Consider the following 313-nt stretch of genomic DNA (forward strand, 5'->3'; position numbering starts at 1 on the left):
ATGTGGATCTTATTCCCTCTATTGATGGTGGCGTTTTCTAAGCGCTGTAACATTGGCGCTCGATTTGGGGTATTCTCGTTTTTCTTGTTCATGCAATCGGGGATCATCTATTCCCAAGTTATTGGTGCGCTAAGCGGAGAGGCAATCTACACACTTCTGCAAATGGTCAGTGTGGCAATGATTTGGCTGGCGGCCGTTTCGTGGAAAACCTCCTCTAAGCACGGCTGGTGGGCTCTGTTTTTAGTGCTGCCTTTGTTGGTGGCTGATATGACTCACGCAGCGCTTATCTCATTGACGATTGTCGGCATCATGT

Annotated in this window: 1 pseudogene; it reads left to right on the forward strand. The window is 48.2% G+C overall.

Annotated elements, in window-relative coordinates:
- Nucleotides 1-313: pseudogene (locus AB4585_RS25780) on the forward strand (hypothetical protein); the annotation flags it as partial.

The organism is Vibrio sp. 10N.222.49.C9, assembly GCF_041474985.1.
Taxonomy (GTDB): domain Bacteria; phylum Pseudomonadota; class Gammaproteobacteria; order Enterobacterales; family Vibrionaceae; genus Vibrio; species Vibrio crassostreae_C.